This is a genomic window from Acinetobacter sp. SW-226, assembly GCF_055632855.1.
This window is the reverse complement of record NZ_CM145752.1, coordinates 2,706,654-2,726,045: the sequence shown is the minus strand read 5'-3', so window position 1 is coordinate 2,726,045 and position 19,392 is coordinate 2,706,654. Positions and strand designations below refer to the sequence as shown.

The window sequence follows — 19,392 nt, the reverse complement described above, 5'->3', positions numbered from 1 at the left end:
GATTTAATTTTTTACAGTTTCCAAAGCTTTGGGGTTTGTGAAACGAATTTTTGAAGATGATTTTTGAGTGAGCGTACCAAAATCCATATCTAATAAGTGTAGGGCTGAGTCTGGTAAGGCTAATCCCTTTTGATAAGCAACTTTTGCTTCAGGTGTAAGATAAAGTTGAGAGAGCTTTTCATAACTACTGAATCCTAATGGAAAGTGATAATCAAAGTTTAAAGATGTTTCAATGCTAAAATTAAAAATAGGCAACTGTAGTTGTTTGATATTTTCCCCATAAGTTGCATCTGCTAATACTTGTTTATGTGCATAATCTATAGAAAAATTAGAGAGTGTTAGACTCTTTTCTGTTCCATCATCTTGATGGCGTGAGTAGACCATGGTTGTACCTTTTGCTCGTCCAAGTACAACTTTCATTTTGGAACCAATCACTATACTTGTCACAGGGTAATTAAACTCACTTGAATTTCCACCGATACTTGGTTGATCTAATGCTATTGCTGTACCTTTCGCTTGTGCTTTTATCCCAAATTTATCCCAAAAATCATGCCTTAACGCTTCTGGAAAAGTATGAATTGAATCTGATGCTGTAAAACCAACTGGGACTGTTAATCCAGCTTGTACTTTTGCTGTACCAATGAGGGCTAGAATAACAAAGCTTAATTTAGTGAATAATGCTTTCATATATGCTCCAACGAGAGGTTTTTGGTCATATGTGAGTAGATTTTCTACTCCGCTTGAAAGGCATCTTACTACTCGCAAAATTTTAGCTGTAGTGGCAAACTAACCCTATATTATTGTCATTTGTGGCCATGTTGTTTTAAAGGAATTGAAAATGAAAGGGGAGCATAGGTTAAAGATTTCAGGGGTTTTTCCTGTAGAATACTTAATGATAGCTAAAGAACAAGGTGTAGATATCAATCACTTATTAAGTTCTTTGGGTATGAGCTCCAACGTTAATATTTTAAGAGAACATGGGATATTGTTTGAGCAGATGTTGCAAATGATGCATGCATTATGGCAGGTGACTAACCATGACTTATCTATTGGTTTCCAAGCAGGATGTCGTATTACACCAACCGCATTTGGTTATTTTGGGCAAGCAATATTAAGCTGTAACACATTTCAAGAAGCGATTGTATTTTGTACTCAATATTGGGAATTGATTGGAAAAGGTATACAAACCACTCATCAAGAAAACGATAAAGAACATCTCATTATTATTGAAACTGAAATGCCGACAGAAGGGTATTTACAACAGTGGATGATTGAATCTGCAATATTTTCCTTTTGGCGTACGATTGGTTGCTATACTACCAAATGCCAAACATGAACTAAAAATAACCTTAACTTTTGCTGAACCACCCCATGCTATAGACGTTTATAAAGAGGTTGGTAACGTTAAATATAACTATCCAATCAACAGTATACAAATCCCCATTCAATATTTGTCAGATAAACTCCCTCTCAGGAGCTCATCAGCTTTTACTATTGCAATAGCACAATGTGATGCACAGTTAAACTTTGAAGATCAATATTCTATATTAACAAAAAAAATTAAAAATATTATAGGTTTGGATAAAAATGGATATCTTTCATTAGATGAAATGGCTGCATATTTATCTATGTCAGCGCGAACTTTAAGAAGAAATTTAGCTGACGAAGGGAGTAAATATTCTGAATTACTCAAGCAAGTAAAACTAAAAGATGCGACTCGCCTATTGCAAAATACACAATTAAGCATTGATGAAATCGCTAGTAAAATGGGTTATGAGGATGATGCTAACTTTTGCAGGGCCTTTAGAAAATGGTCTGGGCAAACACCAAGTGAAGTTCGTAAAATTAATTAATCTGAATCTTGGATAAAATTTAATTTGAAAGAAGATAACTGAACTTCGACTAACAAACTGAATTTTATATATTTTTAATATTGATTTGGAATGTTGTAGATCAAAATAAACCATCAAATGGTGCGCCCTGCGGGACTCGAACCCACGTCGGTCGCTTAGGAGGCAACTGCTCTATCCAGTTAAGCTAAGGGCGCAAAGGTGGGGTTAATGTAGCTGATTTTATTCAAAAAAAATAGTTATTGCCGAAACAATAACTATTTTAAAGTGGCTCAAGTATAGATTTTAAGCTTTATTTTTGTTTAAAGACTTAAACAGTACCAACATGGCGATAATCCAGATCGGAATCATATAGACAGATTCTTTGAAACCTTGAGTCCACATGATGTAGAGCACAGTCAAAATAAATGCCAATACAACATAGTTACTTACAGGTGCCCAAAGTGCAGGGAAGCCGGTCTTTAAGCCTTTTTGCTTCATTGCTTGCATGAACTTTAAGTGCGTCAAGCTAATCATGGCCCAGTTGAGAACCAAAGCACCGACGACGACATACATTAAGTGACCTAAAGCATCTTCTGGAACAAAATAGTTCAACAACACGCAACCAAAAATCAGGACAGCAGAGAACAACACCGCAGGAATAGGCACGCCTTGTTTATTCACTTTTAGGAAAACTTTAGGTGCATTGCCTTGTTCAGCCAAACCAAACAACATACGGCTATTGGCATACATACCACTGTTATACACAGACAGTGCAGCAGTTAAAATAATGAAGTTCAGTAAATGAGCTGCCCAACCTATGCCTAATTGACTAAAGATCATCACAAATGGACTTTTATCTAAACCGCCCAAATCTAGTTGATTCCAAGGCACTAAAGACAACAGAATAGTCAATGAACCTACATAGAAAATCAGGATACGGAACACAACCTGATTAATGGCTTTAGGGATCGTCTTTTCCGGATCTTTTGCTTCAGCCGCAGCCATACCAATCAGCTCAATACCACCAAAAGCGAACATGAGGAAGGCTAACATATAGAACAAGCCATCAAAGCCATTCGGGAAGAATCCGCCATGACTCCATAGGTTGCTAAATGAAGCGGTAGAACCTGCATCTGCGGTAAATAATAAATATAAACCGAAAACAATCATGGAGATAACAGCTGCAACTTTAATGATGGCTAACCAGAACTCAGATTCACCATAGAATTTAACATTGCCTAAGTTAATTAAGGTAATGACAATAAAGAAGAACAGTACAGATGACCAAGCAGGAATATGGGGCCACCAGTAATTAATATATTTGGCAACTGCTGTGAGTTCGGTCATGGCAACAAGGATATATAAAATCCAATAGTTCCAACCTGCCAAAAAGCCCGGAAATTTGCCCCAGTATTTGTTTGCAAAATGACTGAATGAACCAGCGACTGGCTCATGTACAATCATTTCCCCAAGTTGACGCATAATTAAAAATGCAATCAAGCCACCAATAGCATAGCCCAGAATAATGGATGGACCAGCAGATTGGATGACCTGTGCGGAACCTAAAAATAAGCCAGTACCAATTGCACCACCCATGGCAATCAATTGAATATGACGGTTCTTTAAGCCACGCTGAAGTTGAGACGACTCTTTATTCAAGTTATTTCAGCCCGACAATGGATAAGTGTTTCCGATTGTAATAGATCGAGAAGAAATCGCATAGTAGCTCAAAATGCATGAAAAAAAGTTATTATTCATATGAAAAATAATGTGTGAAAAATAGTAAATAAAAAAGATACGAATCAATATATTAATTTTATTTAAATTGTCGGATTGTGGATTATTTTAGGAAACTCTCCGTTCACAAATGATGTTTTTTTATACTTGTTTAGACTTAAGTCCTGTATTTTACGCATGGATCTGGAAAAAAGGTATGATGAAGCTGAGTTAAATCAGGTTGTTTGACTTAACACAATGATAAATATGAAGGATTCAATAAAAATGAGTTTTGCACCGCAAATCAAGATTCCAGCAACCTATATGCGTGGAGGAACCAGTAAGGGCGTATTCTTTAAACTTGATGATCTTCCTGAAGCTGCGCAACAAGCAGGTCGCGTTCGAGATCAGCTTTTACTTCGTGTGATTGGTAGTCCGGATCCTTATGCAAAGCAGATTGATGGCATGGGAGGTGCAACATCAAGCACCAGTAAAACGGTGATTCTAGCCAAAAGCCAGCAAGCAGAACATGATGTTGATTATTTGTTTGGTCAGGTTTCAATTGATCAGCCTTTTGTCGACTGGAGCGGAAACTGTGGCAACTTAACGGCAGCAGTGGGCTCATTTGCAATCTCAAATGGTTTGGTCGATGCTGCGCGTATTCCAGAAAATGGCATCTGCACAGTCCGCATTTGGCAGGTCAATATTCAAAAAACTATTATTGCCCATGTACCTGTCACAAATGGACAAGTTCAAGAAACAGGTGATTTTGAACTTGATGGTGTGACATTTCCTGCTGCGGAAGTGCAAATTGAATTTTTAGATCCTGCCGATGATGGTGAAGATGGTGGTGCAATGTTCCCAACAGGGAATTTGGTCGATACTTTAGAGGTACCTGAGATTGGTCGTTTCCAAGCCACGTTTATCAATGCGGGTATTCCCACGATTTTTTTAAATGCAGAAGACATTGGTTATACAGGTACTGAATTACAAGACGCAATTAATGGCGATGCCAAAGCTTTAGCACGCTTTGAAACTATTCGAGCTTATGGTGCAAAACAGATGGGGCTGATTCAAGATATTTCTGAAGCTGCCAGCCGTCAACACACGCCTAAAATTGCCTTTGTTTCTCAACCAAAACAATATGTATCTTCAAGTGGTAAAACCATCACAGCACAGGACACAGATTTATTGGTTCGTGCACTGTCTATGGGTAAACTCCATCATGCCATGATGGGTACAGCAGCTGTTGCTATTGGCACCGCAGCAGCGATACCAGGAACCTTGGTTAATTTGGCTGCAGGTGGCGGTGAGCGCGAGGCAGTACGATTTGGGCATCCGTCAGGGACATTGCGTGTAGGGGCGCAAGCGATACAAGAAAATGGTCAATGGGTCGTGAAAAAAGCGGTCATGAGTCGTAGTGCCCGTGTGCTGATGGAAGGTTGGGTCAGAATTCCTGCTGAAAGCATAGATTAATCCTATGTAAGCTATGTAAAAGCCTCTATGTTTAGAGGCTTTTTATATTTCTCCTAATTTTAAAGTGCGAAAGGCTAAAACAATGAATTGGGGTGGGGAGTTTTGGATCTAATTTCTCAGAGCCATTTTTTAGCGCAGTCGCTGTTTAAAACAGCCAAAAAGGGCTTCATATTGATCAGTATGCGAAATTTAATAGATTAGCGCATATTGTTTGAGGTTTCGGCGTAGAGAAAGCGGGCAGAAAGCAGTATGATGCCAACAGATCATGTTCATGTTTAACTCAGTGTAAACTGAGCTTTAAATCATTTTATTCTATTGTTATTCGAGGCGAATGTGTCAGTACTAACCGACGTATCAGCAAATGCGCTCCAACAGGCTCAACAACGTATTCACGATGATTTATTGACTGCACTGGATGCTTTTTCAATTCCTGAACCGTTAAAAAGTGCCGTGCATCATGCTGTAATGTTAGGCGGAAAGCGTGTGCGCCCCGCACTGTGCTATGCTACGGCCCATTTGAACCCAAACTCCAATTGGGCTGCTGTACGCCGTGCTGCTGTGGCAGTAGAGTTGATTCACTGTTATTCCTTGGCACACGATGATTTGCCATGTATGGACAATGACCTATTACGTCGTGGTCAGCCGACTTGTCATGTGGCTTATGGTGAGGATACCGCTTTACTGGCAGGTGACATTTTACAGTCTATGGCTTTTGAAATTCTAGCTAGCCGACTATTTGATGCGGGTCCTATGGTGGATCAAGGTATTGTATTAAAGCAGATGCAAATTTTAGCAACAGCCAGTTCTAAAATGGTGTGTGGTCAAGTCCTCGATTTACAAGCAGAAGGTAAGCGGGTTGATCAAACTGCACTAGAAACCATTCACCGTAATAAAACGGGTGCATTGATTTCAGCAGCAGTGATGATGGCTGCGGTCACCGTCTTTGAGGGTGGTGATCAAGCGATTCCAAAGTTACGTGAATATGCACAGGCGATAGGCCTCGCTTTTCAAGTACAAGATGACATTTTAGATATTACGTCAAATACAGATGTACTGGGTAAAACTGCGGGCAAAGATGAGCAAGTTGAAAAGTCGACCTATCCAGCTTTGATGGGGCTTGAAGCTGCGCAGAACTATGCGAAAACGCTACATGATCAAGCTTTTGCAGCGTTAGCTTATTTCTCAAGTGATGCGGCTTCCGAATTGAATCAAATTTCCCAATTTTTATTGGCGCGTCAAAGTTGAGTTCAAACTTTTAAACCCACAAGAGGACAGCTGATGTCCTCTTTTTTATGTGTAGCGGTTTATTGAGATGCTTTATATACACGATCTGCTTCTTCAAAACGATCTGTAATGTCTTGCGTTGGTGCTTTACCCAAAAGACTGATAACAACGATCGTGATGAGTGAACAGATAAAGCCGGGAATAATCTCGTAAAGGCCTGTAGCTGCAAAAAGGTTTTTCCAAAGAATGACCACAACCGCACCGACAATCATACCCGAGAGTGCACCGTTTAAAGTCATGCGTTTCCAGAACAAAGACAGAATGATGAGTGGACCAAATGCAGCGCCAAAACCTGCCCATGCATAAGCTACCAGGCCTAAAACTTTAGATTCAGGATTACCTGCCATCCAAATTGCAAGCAGGGCGATCAGTAGCACCATTAAACGACCGATCCAAACCAGTTCGGTTTGTGAGGCATTTTTACGTAAGAACGATTTATAAAAATCTTCGGTCAAGGTACTTGAGCATACTAAAAGTTGGCAGCTTAAAGTGCTCATAACCGCCGCTAAAATTGCAGCTAAAACAATTCCAGCAATCCACGGATTGAAAAGAATTTTAGTAAGCTCCATAAACACGGTTTCAGGGTTGGCATTAACCACAGCAGCTAGCTCAGGGTGCTCTACAAAATAGGCAATCCCAAAAAAGCCCGCTGTTACGGCACCGCCTAAGCAGAGTGTCATCCAAGTCATACCGATACGACGTGCATTGGGAATAGATTTAACAGAATCGGCAGCCATGAAGCGCACTAAAATATGAGGTTGACCAAAATAGCCTAAGCCCCAAGCCAATAGAGAAATGATGGCAACAAGGTTTAAATTACCAAGTACATCAAAAGCTTGTGGGCGTGCTGCTTCAAGGACTGTAGTCATATGGTTTAAGTCGGAGAAACTCAGAAGAACTACAATAGGCGTGAGCAATAGGGCAAAAATCATTAAACCTGCTTGGATGGTATCAGTCCAGCTGACTGCTAAGAACCCACCAATAAAGACATAACTAATAGTTGCAATTGCACTGATCCAAAGTGCAGTGCTGTAGGGAATGGCAAACATACTTTCAAATAAGCGTGCACCTGCCACCATGCCTGAGGCACAGTAAATTGCAAAGAAAATCAAAATGACCAAGGCTGAGACAATGCGCAAGACTTTCTTTTGGTCATCAAAGCGATTGGAAAAATAGTCTGGTAAGGTGAGCGCATTGAACTGCACTTCGGTATGTACACGCAGGCGTCCTGCGACCAATAACCAGTTTAGCCAAGCTCCGATGATCAAGCCAATTGCAATCCAAACTTCAGATAAACCAGAGAGATAAATTGCGCCTGGTAGTCCCATGAGTAACCAACCACTCATGTCGGATGCTCCCGCAGATAATGCGGTGACAAAGCTTCCTAAGCGACGGCCGCCTAAAATATAGTCAGAGAAATTGGTGGTCGCACGGTAGGCAACCAGACCAATAATGACCATGGCGACAATATAAAAAAGAAAAGTAATGAGGGTGGGATTGAGGGAGCTCATACGATGTCCATATTAAGATGGCAGAGAGATTAAAATTCAAATGCTCAAAAAAGCTGGAAGAATTTTACAATATTAAAAATGATGCGTAATTTAGCAGGCTTTTATTGTTTTCGCAGGTAGAACAAAAAGGACAGCTCGAAAGCTGTCCTTTTTGGCTAAACGCAGGAGTCAGTTAAATATCTTTACGTCCCATAACACCACGGATGGTACTTAAAATATCGGCTGGTAAAACCACTGTTTTGGCATTGTTTGATTTAGACATGTCTTGCATCGCTTTGACATATTGTTCACCCAATAAGTAAGCAACAGGAATTTCCTTGTCGCCCACAGCCGAAGTGACCATTTCAATGGCACGCTGAGAAGACTCTGCTAAGACGACTTGTGCTTCTGCGTCACGACGTGATGCTTCTAAACGACCGTCTGCCTCTAAAATCGCGGCTTGTTTTTCACCGTCTGCTTTGGTCACGGTTGCACGACGTTGACGCTCTGCGGCAGCTTGTGCTTCCATTGCAGCTTGCATGGTTGAAGAAGGTTGAATATCTTGGATTTCAACGGTTTTTAGGGTAATGCCCCAGTCTGAGATATCATCCGAAATAGCCGCTTTCAATTTGGCTTTAATATGGTCACGAGATGAGAGTGCATCATCGAGATCCATTTCACCCACGATAGAACGTAGTGATGTTTGTACTAAGTTTTGAATGGCCCATGTATAGTTTTCAATGCCGTAGACTGCATTTACAGGCGTGGTGATGTTGATATACGCCACGGCATTCATGAGCAAAACCGCATTATCTCGGGTAATCACTTCTTGAGAGGGAATGTCTAATACAATGTCTTTGGTCGTGACTTTATAAGCCACCTCATCGACATAAGGAATCACAAAGTTGAGACCTGGGCTCAATGTAGTATGGTATTTACCCAGACGTTGCACAATCCATTTATAACCTTGCGGTACAATGCGGACACCTTTAAAAATGGTGACAGCGGCAAAAGCCAAAATTGCTAAAACAATAATAAATCCACCAGACATAGTCTTAACTCACTTTTAAGTATTTTCGTTGCTTGAGAGATGTGCTTTGACCATTAAATCATTGCCCAGTATTTCAATGACACGCACTCGGTCACCGACTTGGACTTTATCTAAAGTGCGACAGTTCCATTCATCTGAACCGAGAACTGGAATGGGAAAGCGAACGCGTATGTGTTCATTTTCAGGACTCGCTTGAATGACCATGCCAATTTGACCGATGGTTGCTTCGCGAGACAGTCCTGCTTTGGTTTTGTCAGTCGAAAGTGGTTTAATAAACTTAAACCAAAGTAAAGTGCATAAAATCGACAAAATAATCCACGTTACAAATTGCGTGGTAACGCCCATTATTGGGAACATCCAGTACAGAATACCGACCATAATGGCCGCAATACCGAACCACAATGCGGCAAAAGCAGGCAGAATCAGCTCTGATAACATTAACAGAACGCCCAATACAAACCAGTGCCAAGGCTCAAAAGCAAATTCCATACATCTACTCATATATTCGTTATAGGGATATAGATGCAGCAGCATCTATATCAATTTAGCAGATGAATAAGTCTTTGAATATTAAAAATCAAACTTTTTAGAATTTGGCTTTAGGTGCAGGTTTAAAGGCTGCTGGTGACTTTTTAAAGTCACCTATGGCTTTTTCAATTGACTTAATTTTGAGTTGTGCTGCCTTTTCACCTTCTAAAATAGATTGATTGCTCGCTGTTAAGTCTAAAGTACCTAGGTGGCCAACTTTGGGTTGAATCACTACAGTTGCTTGGCTTAGCTCTTCATTGATGCTTTGCTGCCCCATGATGTTAATGGTTTGATCGAGCAAACCCCACATATTCAGTGGCTTGTTTCCAACGGGACGGGCTGAAATATCAACCGCAATTACAATATCCGCGCCCATATCTTTGGCAGTTTTCACTGGAATTGGGCTAACAAGGCCACCATCGACATATTTGGTTCCACCAATCACCGCAGGGACAAAAACGTTCGGAATACTACAGGATGCTCGAACAGCTTGACCCGCATTGCCTTTAATAAAGTCGGCTTTGCGTCCTGTATCTAGACGGGTAGCGACTGCAGCGAAGCGGATGGGGAACTGTTGAATCGGTTTATTGCCGACATGTTTGTTGACATAGTCTTGCAGTTTTTGTCCTTGCACAAAACCTTGTGAATTGAGGGTTAAGTCTCGGATGTCCGATTCTTTTAAAGTCAGCGCAATTTGTTGAAGTTGATAAGGTGTTTTACCACTGGCATAGATACTACCCACAAAACTGCCAGCACTGGTTCCCGTGACAATTTTGGGTTTGATGCCATGTGACTCCAAAACTTTCAGTACACCAATATGTGCAAAGCCTTTGGCACCGCCACCGCCGAGGGCAATGGCAATCACAGGTTCACGGGCTTGAACGGGAGTAGTTGTTGGTGTTTTCTTTGATGCAAGATCACATCCTGCCATAGTCAGTGTGAGTGCACCAATCAGAGATAAACGAGCAAAATTCATGGTCAAAAGTACTAAAACGCAAAACAAATAATGCTGCACATCTCAGCAGATTCGACCTTGATTTACTAGCGATTTTTTAAGCGTTTTTGTAAAGGCTTGGCCAACCATTTTGGGTTCTTGGCTGAAAATTTACCAACATAAAAATCTAAAATTTTCTCAAGGTCTTGCTCAAAATGCCCAGTAGGATGAAACACGCCCAAGCAGTGAATGGTCTTTTGTGTATAGTCAAAAGAGAACATCACAATCGGAACTTGTGCACCGTGAGCAATACGATAAAAACCGCTACGAATAGATTCAGCGTGTTTACGGGTGCCTTCAGGCGCCATACCGACCCAAATTTTTTCTTTGCTGTTGATAATCGCGATAATGTCTTGGGTTAAGCCTTGGGCATGGGTGCGATTCACAGGAATCACCCCAATCCATTCCAGCAATGGTTTCAACGGGGTATGAAACAAACTATTCTTACCAAAAATGGTAATTTGAATGCCTAAACCTAGCAAGGCGGTGAAACCGTGCCATGCGTCAATATTGGAGGTATGCGGCGAGATAATTGCTACCGCTTTAGGCAGGTTGGGAAATTCACCAACAAAGCGCCAACCTTGCACTAAAAAAATCTGCTTAAACATAGTGCGAGTGAATGCAGACGAATTACGATGAGGCACTTGATCAGGTAGTTCTGGAAAAGATGGACTCATTATTATTTTACTCAAACGATCAAGATGAATATGATTTCAATAATAGGCATTGATCGGTTTGAATTCATTGGCAAAATAGTGAATGCCTACCGAGCCAAAATGAACACTTTGCCCAATTGATGAATTTAGGACGACCATGTTACAGACCCGAAATGTATATATTTTGCTATTTTCTCTGTATTGGGCACAAGGTTTACCTGTGGGGTTTATGACCCATGCTTTGCCCGTGATTTTGAGAGCACAGGGGGGTTCACTGGCACAGATTGGAGGTTTTGGACTGCTGATGTTACCGTGGTCGATTAAAGTGTTTTGGGCGCCTTTGTTAGATCGTTTTGGGATCACCCGTTTTGGTCACTATCGTAGTTGGATTATTCCATTACAACTCTTGACTGTACTGGTGTTGATTGGGCTGTCTTTTCTCCCGATTGATGGATTAAATCAACCTATTTATTTATGGGCTTTCTTTGTGGGCCTACTCAGTATGAATTTGCTCGGGGCAACGCAAGATATTGCAACCGATGGGTTGGCGGTCAATATTTTAAAAGGGGAGCAACAGCACTGGGGTAATACCTTTCAGGTGATTGGATCGCGTCTTGGTTTTATTGTCGGTGGCGGGGCAATCTTGTGGGCACTGGATTGGCTGAGTTGGCAATCTACTTTTTTGATTTTGGCGGCAATTGTTTTTATAAATACAGTGCCGATTTTAGTTTACTCAGAGCCACAGCATAGAAAGGTTTCAGAAACGCAAACCGTATCTTTTAATTTTCAACAGATCAAAAACTATTTAGCTTATTTTATCCAGAGTCCTGTACTCGCAGCATGGTTAGCAGTGCTTTTGAGCTTTAAAATAGCGGATGGTTTAGCAGGGCCACTATTGAAGCCTTTAATGGTTGATTTAGGCTTAAGTTTTTCCCAGATTGGTCTATATGTGACCATGCTAGGTGCATGTGCCGCCTTAATAGGTGCAGGACTTGCGGGTTATAGTTTGAAATTTATTCGGCGTTCCACGGCTTTAGTACTGTATTCGGTGCTTAAAATATTCAGTCTAGCGGCTTATACATGGTTAGCCTTTCAATATGTAAGCCAGCACAGTATTCAGCCGTGGCTGATTTATCTGATCAATGCCTTTGAAGATATGACCTCGTCGATGCTGTTGGTGGTCATGCTCACCCTAGTGATGCAATATAGTCGTAAACAGATGGCAGGCACCGATTTTACCTTTCAAGTGGCATTGATGGCCACCATCAGTGGTGGATTATATAGTATCAGCGGGATATTGGGCGACTGGCTCGGCTATTTCCATTATCTATGTATTATTGTGGTCATTGCGATGTTGAGTTTGTGGTTTATTTTTAAATGGCGTGCCATTGCAACGCATTCAGATTTTTCATAATGCTTTCATAAATAAATCATAAAAAATGCTAAATAGTGAGGTAAATTATTAAAAAATATAACTAAATATTTTTTTAATCGTTCTGTCATATATGTCTGAACGGTAATATTTGTAACAAATTTACCGTAGGATATTTTGATAATGAAAACACAAATCGCAGTCGCAATCGCTTTAAGCCTAGTGGCAGGGGTAACATTCGCAGCACCTACTTTTTATGGTGAAATTGATGTCACGGCCGATTATTTACCTGAAGATAATGCCTCTCCAAATAAAGACCGTGATGTCGTTGAATTGAACTCTAATAACTCCTTTTTAGGCTTAAAAGGCGAAGAAAAACTCACAGATCGTTTAAATGCACTATATCAAGCAGAATTTACCTTCTATGTGGACAATGGGGGTAGCACAGATACTTTTGTTCCACGTAATTTACTTGTTGGCTTACAAGACCAAAAATTAGGGACATTGAAAGTCGGCAAAATTGATACTCCCGTTAAACAACTGTCTTCAGTGGTAGATACCTTTAATAACTATGTGGCCAACAAAGCTGATGTGGCAGGGATTTTCACTGGTGAAAACCGTATAGATAATGTTGTGGTCTATGAAACGCCAGCTTGGGGACTCGGCACAGGAAAACTGAAAGCTACTGCACTGTTAGCCACTGGTGAAGCAGGGGGTATTGAAAAATCCAAAGGCGGAGCAAAAGTTGCAGGACGTGGTCTGGGCGATGCATGGTCAGCGTCAGTGGTTTATGACAGTAAAAAGTTTGTTGCCGGGATTGGTTATGATAAGGCCATTCCATCAACCTTTGCAGGACGTGGTATTTTGAATGCATCAGCGCCTGAGGTGACAGGCGGGGTGGCAGGCAGTGCTTTTGCAGCAGCAGATACCTTACGTGCCATTGGTCGAGTCAATCTCAATAATGGTTTGGCGTTGAAAGCTTTATATCAAACTTCTGAAGTGGCGGATGTACAAGGCAATGATGCTGCCGCAGCTACGATAGACGACGCACAAGGTTGGCTAATTGGTGCTGAATATAACTTACCGACTGCCAAAGCTTGGACAGTGAAAGCACAATACAGTCAAAACTCAACCAGCTTCAAAACGGCTAAAGACGACTTTGATGCGCAGCAGTTTATTGCAGGTGCTGATTATGCCTTTACCAAGCAAGTCAAAGCTTATGGTTATGCAGGAATTTTGACACTTGAACAAGCATCTTTTGAAACCAAGCAACCTGTAGTCGGCACTGGGATCGAATACAAATTTTAAGCTGTAGAACAGGCTCAGGCATACACAGACTAAAGCCGATCTAATTAAGGCGTTTTATGAAACGCCTTAATTTTTGCCCAAAAAGATGAAATCTTAATATCTGACATTCAGCACAGAGCTTGTTTATTCTCTCGTTTAGCCGAAAACAAAAAATATCTAGTGGCTCAATATACACCACCATAAAATCCTTCGACTTGCTCTGCACATAAAAGCCATACTTCTATTCATGTTCTGGTTGTGCAAGGGTATTCCACATATCAAATCATACGTTGGGTCTTAAAAATCTCATCCGATAGTTTAGTTTACTGTTATGAATTGACACAAAGCGACAGCGCTCTTTTCTATTTAAGCGAGTTTTAAGTTTAGAAAACTACATTGGGACATCCGATCACAAAGACATAATTTAAGATGTTCAATTTGCAGTCTGTCTTCAAAGAAATATCGCTTTTACGCTTTAATGCGTATTTGGCTGTGTGGTTAGCTGTGGCATTAAACTTTATGTTTTATAAGCAAATTCAGTTACTCACACCATACCAAGGCTTGAAAGCTTATGCATTCATTGCTGCGACCGTATTGGTGATATTGGCATTATATAATCTGGTGTTTCAAATTATACAGTGGCGCCCAATTGCTAAATCTGTTGCCGCTATTTTAATCTTGATTGGTGGCATGAGTGCCTATTTTGTCAATAGTTTAGGAGTTGCAATCACGCCTGATCAAATTCAAAACATGATGCAAACCGATGGTAATGAAGTACGTGATTTATTGTCTTGGCATCTTTTATTCTGGATTGGGACGATGGTGATCTTGCCATTGGTCGTTCTCTTTAAGGTAAAGATTCGTCGTGATCCGCTTAAGGCCGTTTTGTTACATAAGCTATTGGGTAGTGCCATTTCCGTGGCAGTGATTGCCAGCCTGCTGTTTGTTTTCTTTGTGGATTATGCTTCTATTTTCCGTGAGCATCGCGATCTTAAAGGGATGATTTCACCGCAAAATGCGATTAGCTCAACACTGTCGTATTATAAAAAGAATAGACCGCAGCAGCATTTACCACTCGTGAAGTATGGTGAAGATGCGCATTTAGTGGAACAAGTTGGACAGAAAAAATTGCCGAAGCTCATGGTTTTGGTTGTCGGTGAAACTGCGCGTGCAGAAAGCTTTTCTTTAAATGGGTATGCAAAAAAAACCAATCCTGAACTTGAAAAACTCAACGTTATTAACTTTAGCCAAGTAAGTTCATGTGGTACAGCAACGGCTGTGTCAGTACCTTGTATGTTTTCTGGGATGACACGTGAAAATTATGATGCACAACTGGCTAAACATCGTGAAGGCTTATTAGATTTAGCACAACGTGCAGGCTATAAAGTGACGTGGATTGATAATAATTCAGGTTGCAAAGGCGTGTGTGATCGCGTGGAGCAGTTTAAGATTCCTGAGCCTATACAGAAAAAGTGGTGTTCGGCAGATGGTGAGTGTGCGGATGGAATTTTGGTGGATAGCTTCAAAGCTTATATTGCCAGTATCGCGAGTGATGATAAAACCCCACGTTTAATTGTATTGCATCAAATGGGTAGCCATGGGCCTGCTTATTACAAACGTTCACAAGTAGGTTTTCAACCATTTAAACCAATGTGTGAGACCAATGCTATTCAAGGCTGTAGCTCCGAACAACTAAAAAATAGTTATGATAATTCAATTGTTTATACAGATCATATATTAAGCCAGCTGATTGGCGTATTAAAGCAAAATCAAAACTTTGAGACGGGTTTTTGGTATTTATCCGATCATGGTGAGTCGACTGGTGAGCACGGCCTGTATTTACATGGTTCACCTTATGCTATCGCACCGAGCCAACAGACTCATGTGCCGATGCTGATGTGGTTTTCTGAAACATGGAAAAAGCAAAATCCACAACAAATGACTTGCTTAGCTCAGCAAAAAAGCCAAGAATTGAGTCAAGATCATTTATTCCCAAGTTTACTCAGTTTACTTGAGGTGAAAAGTGAAGTGATTGATTCGAAAAATAATATGCTAGAACAGTGTACCTCGACCAAGGCGAGAGCTTAATTCATGTCAAAAATATTGATTATTGAAGATGATTTTATGATTGCTGAGTCCACGCAAACCCTTTTGCGCTATCAGCAGTTTGATGTGGTGTGGGTAAATAATGGTTTTGATGGTTTAAAACAGTTACAACAACATGCATTTGATGTGGTATTACTCGACTTGGGTCTCCCGATGATGGATGGTATGCAAGTCTTAAAAAATATTCGACTACTGTATCCGACTTTACCAGTATTGATTATTTCTGCACGAGATCAGTTACAAAACCGTGTTGATGGTTTAAACCAAGGTGCTGATGATTATTTAATTAAACCTTATGAATTTGATGAGTTACTTGCCCGTATACAAGCTCTGTTACGTCGTAGCGGGGCTTTGAAACAGCAAAATCAGCGACAAACGCTGAGTTTTTCAGGGCTAGAGCTTGATGAGGATTTACACTTAGCTAAATACAAAGGGCAAACGATTGATTTATCGAATCGTGAATGGGCGATACTTATTCCTTTGGTTAGCCATCCCAATAAAATTTTTTCCAAAGCAAATTTGGAAGAAAAATTATACGATTTGGACTCGGAAATTAACAGCAATACCATTGAAGTTTATATTCACCATTTACGCGCTAAATTGGGCAAAGATTTTATTCGAACGATTCGTGGTTTGGGCTATCGTTTGGGGCAGGTTGAATCATAAGTGGCAAAAGCAACCTCAATTTCCTTAAAGCGACAACTGGTCACTTACACCTCTTTATTCAGTATTGTAATGGGTTGCTTATTGGTGATTGCAGCTTATCGGATTGCCCTTGAAGAGACCAATGAAATACTTGATGCACAAATGCGAAATTTGGCTGAACGTGTGGCAGAACATGACCCCGCTCCGATCAAAAGTGAATTTGAAGTAAGTCGGCACTATCATGAAGAGGATTTATTTGTAGATGTCTGGTCGTATGAGTTTCCAGAACAGCGTGAACATAAGTTTGACCTCCTAATACAACCTGTAAAAAAAGCAGGTTTTTATACTCACCATACCGCACAAGGTTTGTGGAACACCTATGTTCTACCTACAGAAAAATATCAGATTCAGGTCAGTCAACAACGGAGCGTGCGGCAAAAACTGGCTTTAGAACTTGCAGCGAATATGTTGATTCCTTATTTATTGTTTATGCCTTTGGCGCTATGGGGGTTAAATTGGATTATTGGACGTAGTTTAAAGCCTTTAGATGAGTTTAAAGCTGAACTCGCACAGCGTGAACCACATGAGCTTACGGCAATTCGTCCAGCTGGTTATCCTGTTGAAATTTTACCGACTATCAACGAAATGAACCGTTTGTTTGAACGGATTTCATTGTTCCAGCAAGAACAGAAACAGTTTATTGCCGATGCTGCACATGAATTGAGAACACCGATTACAGCGCTCAATTTGCAAATGAAAATTTTATTGCATGAATTTCCAGAACATCAGGCTTTAAAAAATCTGAGTTTAGGTTTAATTCGGATTCAGCATTTGGTTTCTCAATTACTTAATTTGGCAAAACAGGATGCATCTGTCCCTACTTTAGAGTCAGTACAGCAGGTGTGCTTAAGTGATTTGGTTGGAGATTGTATGGAGCAATTGATGGAGTTGGCACTTGCCAAGAATATTGATTTAGGTTTAGAGCAACAAGAACAAATTTGGCTTAAGAGTCAAAGTTCAGCTGTGCATTCGATTGTTTATAATTTGCTTGATAATGCCATTAAATATACCCCAGAGCAGGGAGTGATTAATGTTTCCATTTATAAGCAAGATCAGCGAGCAATTCTCCAAATTGAAGACAGTGGACCAGGAATTGCCCCCGAGCTTTATGATCAGATTTTAAAACGGTTCTATCGAGTTCATCATCATTTAGAGGTCGGCAGTGGATTAGGGTTGTCCATTGTCGATAAAGCCGCAGAGAAAGTCGGGGCAAAATTGAATTTTGGGCAAAGTGAAGCTCTGGGTGGCTTACAAGTTCAGGTGATGTTTAATTTATAGTTTAGGGCTTATTTGAGTCCCAAGAAAACTTTTATAAAACAATGCATAAGCCAATACGTTAATTAACCAGATAACCCATGCTGTCCAAAGATTATGACTGAGGAAATGTGCGCCACGCATCATTTGTGCCCAGCCCATTACAAAACCTAAAATCAGGGCAGCAAACAAATAAAACCATGCACGTTTTGGCTCAGTGAGTCGATAGACAAAATATCCCACAAATAGAGCAAATCCTGTGGCAGCATGTCCACCAGGAAAACAATGACCTGCTGTTGCTGAAAAGTCCCAAAAGAAATCATGTGCGGTAGCGAGTGTCATATCCCATGGGCATGCATGACCAGATTGTGATTTTAATATGCCAATGCAACTGGTGCTGATAAGGACTAAGCCAATGAAATAACCACTTTGCCAGCGCTGTGGTTTTAGGGCAGTCCACTTATACGATGCAACCCATTTCAGTAAGTAAATCAAGTAAACTGCAATGAGTATGTCTTTGACATAGCGATGATTGAGTTCGGCTAAGGCCCAATCTCGTTTTAATGGGAAATGACCTGTCCGATCCATATAGGGTTGAATCAGGTGTAAATCTAATGTTCCTGCCACTGGAAAGAGGAGCCATAAAATGGAAAAACCAAGTGTCAAAATAAAAAACTGAAGTAGAAAAAAACGTTGCTGATCTGACACAAGATACGCCGTAAAATAAAAATAAGTTGCTATTCCAACAGTGTTAGCTTAAAGCAGGCTTAACGGTTTTGGTCTTTCATCGCTTTTAGCAAAATCAGTGATTTACTTATTCATTTAAGGCTAAAGTGGTGCAGCAATTCGATGTTAGGTTGAGTCTAAACAATATTGGGAAAAGACAGCGTGATACGTGCAGTTTTATTTGATCTAGATAATACCTTAACCCACCGTGGACGCAGTGTTGCTGCGTTTAGCCAACAGCTTGCGGATTATTATCACGTACAATTACAAAGTATAAATGTTGTACAGATAGAGACTATCGTCAATCGTATAGACAATGGGGGCTATCCCTTAAAAGAACATTTAACCCACACAAGTATTGGTGCTTCAGTGGCTTATGCTTTGCTACAGGAGCTTAGTTGGAATTTAGCTCCTGATTTGAATGACTTAAGTAATTTTTGGTTTGAACAATTTGGTCGCTGTGCTGTGGCAATGCCCGATGCTGAACAAACGCTGACTCATTTAAAGCAATCGGGATATAAACTTGCGATTATTTCAAATGGTGGTCATGCAACACGCTTGTCTATATTAAATGGCTTGGGCTTTGCGCATTATTTTGATGTGATCAATACTTCTGGGCTATTTGGACAAGCTAAACCAAAGCCAGATATTTTTATTGATACGGCACAAAAATTACATGTTGAAGTTGAGCAGTGCTTATTTGTTGGGGATCATCCGTTTAATGATGTACACGGTGCACAGCAGGCAGGAATGCAAGCCCTGTGGTTATCAGGCTTTCATCAACCATTGGTAACAATAAATGCCCCACAGATTACGGCATTGTCTGAGATTTTTAAGCATTTAACAGCAATGACTGACGTTTAAATCAGAGAATAAAAAAGCGACCCATAAGGGTCGCGTTGAAATTGAACATGA

Annotated in this window: 18 protein-coding genes and 1 tRNA gene; 10 read left to right on the top strand and 9 right to left on the bottom strand. The window is 40.5% G+C overall.

Going from position 1 to position 19,392, the window contains the following annotated elements:
• Positions 1 to 3 precede the first annotated feature (3 nt).
• Entirely contained in the window at positions 4 to 687 is a 684-nt protein-coding gene (locus tag ACZ8ZH_RS13035; RefSeq protein WP_119064300.1) for a hypothetical protein, read from the bottom strand.
• A gap of 151 nt (positions 688 to 838) precedes the next feature.
• Here ACZ8ZH_RS13035 and ACZ8ZH_RS13030 point away from each other — a divergent pair, with 151 nt between their 5' ends.
• Positions 839 to 1,336, top strand: coding sequence for an AraC family transcriptional regulator ligand-binding domain-containing protein (locus tag ACZ8ZH_RS13030; protein WP_470247751.1), 498 nt, complete (start codon positions 839 to 841; stop codon positions 1,334 to 1,336).
• The gene (locus tag ACZ8ZH_RS13025; protein WP_470247750.1) at positions 1,305 to 1,853 is read left to right on the top strand and encodes a helix-turn-helix domain-containing protein; all 549 of its coding nucleotides are present in this window, start codon (positions 1,305 to 1,307) and stop codon (positions 1,851 to 1,853) included. The genes ACZ8ZH_RS13030 and ACZ8ZH_RS13025 overlap by 32 nt, the downstream gene beginning before the upstream one ends.
• Before the next feature lie 118 nt (positions 1,854 to 1,971).
• On the opposite strand, the gene ACZ8ZH_RS13020 is transcribed toward ACZ8ZH_RS13025, so the two are convergent.
• Positions 1,972 to 2,047: transfer RNA gene (locus ACZ8ZH_RS13020), tRNA-Arg, on the bottom strand.
• Between the two features lie 88 nt (positions 2,048 to 2,135).
• A complete protein-coding gene (locus ACZ8ZH_RS13015; RefSeq protein WP_119064397.1) occupies positions 2,136 to 3,491 on the bottom strand; it encodes an amino acid permease in 1,356 nt (451 codons plus the stop codon).
• A gap of 342 nt (positions 3,492 to 3,833) precedes the next feature.
• On the opposite strand from ACZ8ZH_RS13015, the gene prpF reads away from it, so the two are divergent.
• Positions 3,834 to 5,024: a 2-methylaconitate cis-trans isomerase PrpF gene (prpF, locus tag ACZ8ZH_RS13010; protein ID WP_086208561.1), complete on the top strand. Its 1,191-nt coding sequence runs from the start codon at positions 3,834 to 3,836 to the stop codon at positions 5,022 to 5,024.
• A gap of 333 nt (positions 5,025 to 5,357) precedes the next feature.
• Positions 5,358 to 6,269, top strand: coding sequence for a polyprenyl synthetase family protein (locus tag ACZ8ZH_RS13005; protein WP_086208889.1), 912 nt, complete (start codon positions 5,358 to 5,360; stop codon positions 6,267 to 6,269).
• Between the two features lie 59 nt (positions 6,270 to 6,328).
• Here the strand turns inward: ACZ8ZH_RS13005 and putP are convergent, their stop codons facing one another.
• The 5 genes from putP to ACZ8ZH_RS12980 all read right to left on the bottom strand — a co-directional run bounded on the left by putP (position 6,329) and on the right by ACZ8ZH_RS12980 (position 11,048).
• Positions 6,329 to 7,819: a sodium/proline symporter PutP gene (gene putP / locus ACZ8ZH_RS13000; protein ID WP_119064399.1), complete on the bottom strand. Its 1,491-nt coding sequence runs from the start codon at positions 7,817 to 7,819 to the stop codon at positions 6,329 to 6,331.
• A 172-nt stretch (positions 7,820 to 7,991) separates the two neighbouring features.
• Entirely contained in the window at positions 7,992 to 8,849 is an 858-nt protein-coding gene (locus tag ACZ8ZH_RS12995) for an SPFH domain-containing protein (protein ID WP_086208559.1), read from the bottom strand.
• A gap of 15 nt (positions 8,850 to 8,864) precedes the next feature.
• Positions 8,865 to 9,338 carry an NfeD family protein gene (locus ACZ8ZH_RS12990; RefSeq protein ID WP_119064401.1) on the bottom strand — a complete coding sequence of 158 codons (474 nt, stop codon included), beginning with the start codon at positions 9,336 to 9,338 and terminating at the stop codon, positions 8,865 to 8,867.
• 97 nt (positions 9,339 to 9,435) lie between these two features.
• Entirely contained in the window at positions 9,436 to 10,353 is a 918-nt protein-coding gene (locus tag ACZ8ZH_RS12985; protein WP_086208557.1) for a patatin-like phospholipase family protein, read from the bottom strand.
• A 65-nt stretch (positions 10,354 to 10,418) separates the two neighbouring features.
• Positions 10,419 to 11,048 carry a 1-acyl-sn-glycerol-3-phosphate acyltransferase gene (locus ACZ8ZH_RS12980; protein ID WP_110974333.1) on the bottom strand — a complete coding sequence of 210 codons (630 nt, stop codon included), beginning with the start codon at positions 11,046 to 11,048 and terminating at the stop codon, positions 10,419 to 10,421.
• Between the two features lie 136 nt (positions 11,049 to 11,184).
• Here ACZ8ZH_RS12980 and ACZ8ZH_RS12975 point away from each other — a divergent pair, with 136 nt between their 5' ends.
• From ACZ8ZH_RS12975 to ACZ8ZH_RS12955, 5 genes are all read left to right on the top strand, one after another.
• Complete coding sequence (locus tag ACZ8ZH_RS12975) at positions 11,185 to 12,441, top strand: MFS transporter (RefSeq protein WP_119064403.1); 1,257 nt, start codon at positions 11,185 to 11,187, stop codon at positions 12,439 to 12,441.
• A gap of 141 nt (positions 12,442 to 12,582) precedes the next feature.
• On the top strand, positions 12,583 to 13,707 hold the full coding sequence (locus tag ACZ8ZH_RS12970) for a porin (protein WP_119064405.1): 1,125 nt from the start codon (positions 12,583 to 12,585) through the stop codon (positions 13,705 to 13,707).
• A gap of 408 nt (positions 13,708 to 14,115) precedes the next feature.
• Positions 14,116 to 15,774 carry a phosphoethanolamine transferase gene (locus ACZ8ZH_RS12965; RefSeq protein WP_086208553.1) on the top strand — a complete coding sequence of 553 codons (1,659 nt, stop codon included), beginning with the start codon at positions 14,116 to 14,118 and terminating at the stop codon, positions 15,772 to 15,774.
• A gap of 3 nt (positions 15,775 to 15,777) precedes the next feature.
• Positions 15,778 to 16,458 (top strand): response regulator transcription factor, encoded by a 681-nt coding sequence (locus tag ACZ8ZH_RS12960; RefSeq protein ID WP_110974329.1) that lies wholly within the window; start codon positions 15,778 to 15,780, stop codon positions 16,456 to 16,458.
• Positions 16,459 to 17,775 (top strand): ATP-binding protein, encoded by a 1,317-nt coding sequence (locus tag ACZ8ZH_RS12955; RefSeq protein ID WP_086208551.1) that lies wholly within the window; start codon positions 16,459 to 16,461, stop codon positions 17,773 to 17,775. It abuts the gene before it with no gap.
• On the opposite strand, the gene ACZ8ZH_RS12950 is transcribed toward ACZ8ZH_RS12955, so the two are convergent.
• Positions 17,770 to 18,459, bottom strand: coding sequence for a phosphatase PAP2 family protein (locus ACZ8ZH_RS12950; protein ID WP_119064407.1), 690 nt, complete (start codon positions 18,457 to 18,459; stop codon positions 17,770 to 17,772). The two genes, ACZ8ZH_RS12955 and ACZ8ZH_RS12950, sit on opposite strands and share 6 nt — an antisense overlap.
• A gap of 180 nt (positions 18,460 to 18,639) precedes the next feature.
• On the opposite strand from ACZ8ZH_RS12950, the gene ACZ8ZH_RS12945 reads away from it, so the two are divergent.
• Positions 18,640 to 19,341 (top strand): HAD family hydrolase, encoded by a 702-nt coding sequence (locus tag ACZ8ZH_RS12945; RefSeq protein WP_119064430.1) that lies wholly within the window; start codon positions 18,640 to 18,642, stop codon positions 19,339 to 19,341.
• The last annotated feature ends 51 nt before the right edge of the window (positions 19,342 to 19,392 follow it).